Source organism: Amycolatopsis palatopharyngis (genome assembly GCF_003385185.1).
GTDB classification, from domain to species: domain Bacteria; phylum Actinomycetota; class Actinomycetes; order Mycobacteriales; family Pseudonocardiaceae; genus Amycolatopsis; species Amycolatopsis palatopharyngis.
The window spans coordinates 1-5,588 of sequence record NZ_PQHZ01000106.1; the positions used below are offsets into that span (position 1 = coordinate 1).

Sequence of the window (5,588 nt, forward strand, 5' to 3'; positions counted from 1 at the left end):
AGGAAATGGGCATCATCCTCGGCGTCGCGGTCCTGCTCGACGCCGCACTCATCCGACTCGTGCTCCTGCCGGTCCTGCTCCGCATCACCGGCCACTCCGCCTGGTGGTCACCGCGCTGGCTCCGTAAAGCACTGCCGACCATCACGTTCTCCCACTGACACGTCCCGAGGGGTGGTCGTGACCACTGCTGTCGCGACCACCCCTCGGACCCGAAACACATCACCCGTGGGACTCGGTGAGATGGCTCCGCGCGTGTGGCGCTGGTGTGGGTCACAGGCCGCATCGTCGACGACGAGAGGAGAAGATCAAGCCATGACCACACCCCCGCCAGCCCGGGCAGCCGCAATCCCGACGTCACAGGCACGACGCTCGATCGCCGGGATGGCCGGTTTCATCCTGGCCCTCAACGCGCTCGGCTGGGGAATGCTCCTTTTCGTTGTCATACCACAGCACCACACCCTCAACAGCTCACAGGTGTTCGGCATCGGGCTGGGTATCACCGCGTTTACACTCGGCGTCCGCCACGCCTTCGACGCCGACCACATCGCCGCCATCGACAACACCACCCGCAACCTGCTCGCTCAGGGACAACGCCCACTCTCCGTGGGATTCTGGTTCTCCCTCGGCCACTCCACAGTTGTGTTCGCGCTCTCCATAGCGTTAGCGATGGGCGTGCGGGCACTGGCCGGTGCAGTACAGGACGAGGAATCGGCACTGCGTCACACGGCTAGTGCCCTCGGCTCGGCGGTATCAGGCACCTTCCTCTACGCCATCGCGATCATGAACCTTGTCGCGCTGGCCGGGATCATCAAGGTGTACCGGCAGATGCGCCACCGGGCGGCCACAGAAGCAGATCTCGACAACCAACTCAACAACCGCGGGTTCCTCAACCGACTCCTCAAAAGCACCACCAAGGCAGTCCGCAAACCCTGGCACATCTACCCAGTCGGAGTGCTCTTCGGCCTCGGATTCGACACCGCTACTGAAATCGGTCTACTCATACTCGCCGGCGGAGCCGCACTGTCCCTGCCCTGGTACGCCATCCTGGTACTACCCGCCCTCTTTACAGCAGGCATGACCATGTTCGACACAGCCGAGGGTGTCCTCATGAACGTCGCCTACAACTGGGCCCTCACCAAACCCCTTCGCCGAATGTTCTACAACATCATCGTCACGACACTGTCCGTCGGCAGCGCGTTCCTCATCGGCACGGTGCAACTGGCATCACTACTCACCGACACACTCCACCCCGATTCCGGCCCCATCACCACCATCGCCGAATTCGACCTCAACTACGTCGGATTCGCACTTGTTGGACTGTTCATCCTCGTCTTCGCCCTCGCACTGCTGACCTGGCACCTCGGCAACTTCGACACGAAACCGCCGAAACACGACATAGAGCCGACACACGACATAGACCAGAAAGCCACGATTCGCAAAGACACGACATGACACCGCCCGCGCTCTACGCGGACAGCCGACTCCTCCAGTACCCCCGCGCTCAGGGCTCCATGACAGCCGTTCTTTGACCCATGGGCCGGGGGACATTCACTTTACCGTGTTGCGGCAATGACTATTCCGTTTCAACCATCACGGACACACATAGGCTCAAGGAATGCGCCCCTCTCACGCTTTCCGGTCCATTGGAGTCAGGGCGAGTGAAGGGCAGGATCAGCGTCGACGCAGATCCTGACAGGGTGTCGCGGGTCCTTAAACATCGGTGACGAACGTGCAACTCGTACCGTTCGAGGGTCCTGTTCGACAGCGAGCCGAGCACCTCGGTGTGGCGCCCGGCTCCCTGTGGCCGCAGTGATCAACGGCGGCCGAACATTTTCCACCACTTCCGCTCGGATCCGCCCTGCTCTGGTTGACACTGACACCGCCGTGACGCGGGCACACCGGCGAGCACCTGCTCGACATGGCGCCCACACCCGGTGTAGGTGGCCTTCCCGCAGGTCGAACACACAGCACGTTGACACATCGTTGAACCTCCTATGGCGACCAGGTTTACTATAATACCCCAGGGGGTATCAGCCAATCAAAAATGGGGCCGTCATCGTCTCTCCCCCGGCCACTGTCGCTCGTTATCCCGCCCGCCGACGGGTGCCAAGGAAGGTTCAGAAGTCGCGCGAGGTGTGTGGGGGCGAGTCAGCTGTCAGCGGTGGTCGCCGCTGGCGGCGCTGGAGTCGGGCGTGGGCGCGACCGGTGGCGAGGTACCACTGGACAGCGAGGACGGCCGCGAGAGCGATCTCCACCAGGTCGCCGCCGTAGTACATCAGCTGCGCACCCGTGTGCAGGTCGACCGCACTGTAGGTGGTGGCGGGCGGGCGGGCGACGTACAGGGTCTTGGCAAGGATGGCGTGGCCGGCACCGGCGGCCAGCAGGGTGAGGCCCCGCCAGGCGAGGTTCCAGCGGTGGCGTAGCGGGTCGAGCTGGCAGATGGCGAAGGTGAACAGCAATCCGGCCAGCACGACGTGGACCTGGACTGCGGCGTGTATCAGCGGCTGGTGATGTGTCGCGGCCAGCAATGGGGTGCGGTAGAGCAGCCACAGGCCGCCGATGTCCAGCAGTGCGGCCAGGGGCGGGAAGACAAGCCACGTGACGGGCCGGGAGTGCGCCAGGGCCAGCAACACTCGCCGCGCACTCTGAGGAGGCAGGGCGCGCTGGGCCAGAGTGAGGGGACGGGCGAGGACCAGCAGCAACGGGGCGATCATGGCGACGACGAGGTGCTGGGCCATGTGGGCGGTGAACGGCCCGCCGGACAGCGGGAACAGCACCGCGGACGCTGTGCGTCTGCGCGAACGGCCAGGGCCGCGCCGACGGTCAGCAGGACGAGTCCGGCGCCGTTCCAGGCGAGGTCGTAGGGCAGGATGTCGACGCCGTAGCGGACCTGATGGATGCGCAGCAGCTTGTGGTCGACGATGCCGTCGAAGAGCTGGAACGCGCCTAACCCGAGGAACAGCCCGGCCCAGGCCTGCGGCGGGGCCAGAGTGTGGTGGCGCCGCAAATCCGCATACAACACGAAGCCGGCGACCAGCCCAAGCAGTTCGGCGGTATGCAACAGACCGTCCGAGAGCAACCCGACGGCACGCGTGGAGCGGTCGTAGAAGTGGTGCCAGGCCAGGATCTGGTGAAAGACGATCTCATCGAGCGCGGCCATCACCGCCACACCCAACAGCGCACACCGGCAGAGACCGCCGCGGCCGCTGGCGCCCAAGGATGCAGCAGGTCGAGTCGCACCGGCCGGGCCCCGGGCAACGACACGCCGCGATCCTGCCCGGCCGCCACTCCGACGTCGGACCACCGCCCCGCGAGGACACCTACAGCCGCTAGGCAGAGCGCGACAAGTCAAGGCACCGCTCTCACGCGGGCCCTACGCCCACCAGCCTTCTTCACCTCGGACTGTGCACGCTTTCGGGCGCGTCATCGAATGATCGACGCCCAACCTGTCGATCACGAGTTCGGCCTGCTGCCCATAGCCGAAACTGTTGACCAACAAGTGCAGGTTGCTGGATTTTCGTACGAGTTGGCCCGGTGGTGCGGTACGCACGTCTCACAGGTCTCGTTGCGGGCCAGCCTCGGCCACACTGGTCCACGCACACGATCGACAGTACGAATCGCCGAATTTCGTCCACCAGGCAGCCGCCGCCTGTCGCCTCAGCCCGAGACTCCACCGGCGCCGTCAGGAAGCGAAGCGAACTCCCCCCACTGGCGATACCTCACGGGGTATACTGGTGCCAGGTCGGGATTACTTTAGGAGGGTTCGTATGACTGGGGACGAAGAAACCATCACGCAGGTACTCAATCGGCTCCGCCGTGCGCAAGGGCAACTCGCGGGTGTAATTACCATGATCGAAGCTGGCCGAGGCTGCAAAGACGTCGTCACTCAGCTCGCCGCCGTCTCACGCGCCCTCGACCGTGCCGGATTCAAGATCGTAGCCACCGGCATGCGCCAATGCCTCACCGGCAACGATGACAACAACCAGGAACCCCTGACCGAGGCCGAACTCGAGAAGTTGTTCCTCGCCCTCGCCTGAACCCCTGATACGCCGGTGGACACGAGCTTGGGAGCGTGGCGGTTAACTACCACGGCCCCGACTCCCGACCGCGCCGCATCTGGCCGTGACGTCTATATCCGGACAGAATGGGGCAGGTGGGCGATGAACGATCATCCCGGCAGGCTGCCAACAGTGAGGCGCTGGGGCAGGTAGCGCACGCTCTCAGCGAGGTGGCCCGGTCACTGACCGCGGAACCGGATCTGCACCAGACCATGAAAGGGATCGTGACTGCCGCGGTGGCAACGATCCCTGGCGCGGAGTACGCCGGGGTGTCGCTGCTGGAGGCCGGGCAGCTGCGCACCGTCGCGCCGTCTGACGATCTCGTGGCCCGCTTGGACGAGTTGCAGCATGAGCTGGGCGAAGGCCCATGCGTGGATGCCATCGCCGAGCACCACACCTACCGCACCGGCAACCTCGCCGACGACTCCCGCTGGCCCAAGTTCGCCGACACCGCGGCCAGCCTCGGTGTGGCGTCCGTGCTGGGGTTCCGATTGTTCGCCACCAGCACCACCCTGGGCGCGCTGAACCTGTACTCCTCACAGCGCGACGCGTTCGATGCCGATGCCGAGCACATCGGTGAACTGTTCGCCGCTCACGCCGCCGTCGCCCTGATCGGCTCCCAGGAACAGGCCCAGCTACGCACCGCGCTCGGGACCCGCGACGTGATCGCCACGGCCAAGGGCATCCTCATGCACCGCCACCGCCGCACGGACGCGCAAGCGTCCACGATGCTTCCGACGGCTGGCAACTGAGAACATTGCGCCTCACTCACCAGCAGGGGTGGCCATGGGTCGCGCAACTTCTGCACGTGTCGGCCTACGTGGCGCGCCACCTCGGAGCGCATTGCACGCGCCGAACCGGACGTCCAGGACGGGGGAAAGTTGCGGCAGAGGCGGGCGATTAGGCCTGCTGGCCATCTACTTCAGCTCAGGCATTCGGCAAGTCGTGATTCCGGTGATTACCAGTAAGGTCCGGCATTTCGGTGGTTTACGAGTTCATGAATAACCTCTTCATCAACGTGACGCGATGAGTGTCCTGATTGGACGAGCAGTGGAATCGTTCGACGATGCGCGAATGGCGCGAGCGCGGGCCGACGCTCGCGCGATCGGTTTGTCAGCCCCCGAACGTGACGTCGCCCTGGACGCAGATGCGCAGTGGAACCGTGCTGTCCCTGTCGTTGCGCAGCAGCCACGACTCGGTATCGTCGAGATCGATCGAAACTCGGACCTGCCGGCTGGCCGGATCGACGTAGAGCGCGACGACAAATCGGTGTTGCCGGTGCTGTTCATGATGATCTCCTCGGACGGCGGGCTGCCGTCATCACGGCCCGCGCGGACGCGGGCGGTGCCGTGCGGGTGGGGTGGTCCGGCCGTGTGGCCGGAGGCAAGCGCGGTGCCTGGTACTAGTACTGCAACGGCAGTTAAGGAAGTGGGTAGCCGCGGCGTTTGTAGTGGCTGAGGCGGGCTTGGTGTTGTCGTCGGCGGCGGAAGCGTGACCAGGACCAGATGTGTTCGGCGGCGTCGGCGACAC

6 protein-coding genes are annotated in these 5,588 nt (G+C 64.9%); 4 read left to right on the top strand and 2 right to left on the bottom strand.

The genetic code is table 11. The annotated features are described in order from the left end of the window. Positions 1-312 precede the first annotated feature (312 nt). Positions 313-1,452 carry a Nickel transporter NicT gene (gene nicT, locus D0C15_RS33570; RefSeq protein ID WP_112285677.1) on the top strand — a complete coding sequence of 380 codons (1,140 nt, stop codon included), beginning with the start codon at positions 313-315 and terminating at the stop codon, positions 1,450-1,452. A 665-nt stretch (positions 1,453-2,117) separates the two neighbouring features. On the opposite strand, the gene D0C15_RS33575 is transcribed toward nicT, so the two are convergent. Beyond that, positions 2,118-2,777, bottom strand: coding sequence for a cytochrome c oxidase assembly protein (locus D0C15_RS33575; RefSeq protein ID WP_197684734.1), 660 nt, complete (start codon positions 2,775-2,777; stop codon positions 2,118-2,120). After that, a complete protein-coding gene (locus D0C15_RS33580; RefSeq protein WP_228708117.1) occupies positions 2,711-3,169 on the bottom strand; it encodes a DUF2243 domain-containing protein in 459 nt (152 codons plus the stop codon). Before D0C15_RS33580 ends, D0C15_RS33575 begins: the two co-directional genes overlap by 67 nt. Positions 3,170-3,767: 598 nt before the next feature. Between D0C15_RS33580 and D0C15_RS33585 the strand changes: the two genes are divergently transcribed. The 3 genes from D0C15_RS33585 to D0C15_RS34480 all read left to right on the top strand — a co-directional run bounded on the left by D0C15_RS33585 (position 3,768) and on the right by D0C15_RS34480 (position 5,516). After that, the gene (locus D0C15_RS33585; protein ID WP_043830840.1) at positions 3,768-4,037 is read left to right on the top strand and encodes a metal-sensitive transcriptional regulator; all 270 of its coding nucleotides are present in this window, start codon (positions 3,768-3,770) and stop codon (positions 4,035-4,037) included. 116 nt (positions 4,038-4,153) lie between these two features. Then, on the top strand, positions 4,154-4,810 hold the full coding sequence (locus D0C15_RS33590; RefSeq protein ID WP_245976527.1) for a GAF and ANTAR domain-containing protein: 657 nt from the start codon (positions 4,154-4,156) through the stop codon (positions 4,808-4,810). Positions 4,811-5,084: 274 nt separating this feature from the next. Continuing rightward, on the top strand, positions 5,085-5,516 hold the full coding sequence (locus D0C15_RS34480; protein ID WP_137095936.1) for a hypothetical protein: 432 nt from the start codon (positions 5,085-5,087) through the stop codon (positions 5,514-5,516). The last annotated feature ends 72 nt before the right edge of the window (positions 5,517-5,588 follow it).

Coding starts and splice junctions, on each gene's coding strand:
- D0C15_RS33585 (WP_043830840.1), top strand. CDS start 3,768: ATGACTGGGGACGAAGAAACCATCACGCAGGTACTCAATCGGCTCCGC.
- nicT (WP_112285677.1), top strand. CDS start 313: ATGACCACACCCCCGCCAGCCCGGGCAGCCGCAATCCCGACGTCACAG.
- D0C15_RS34480 (WP_137095936.1), top strand. CDS start 5,085: ATGAGTGTCCTGATTGGACGAGCAGTGGAATCGTTCGACGATGCGCGA.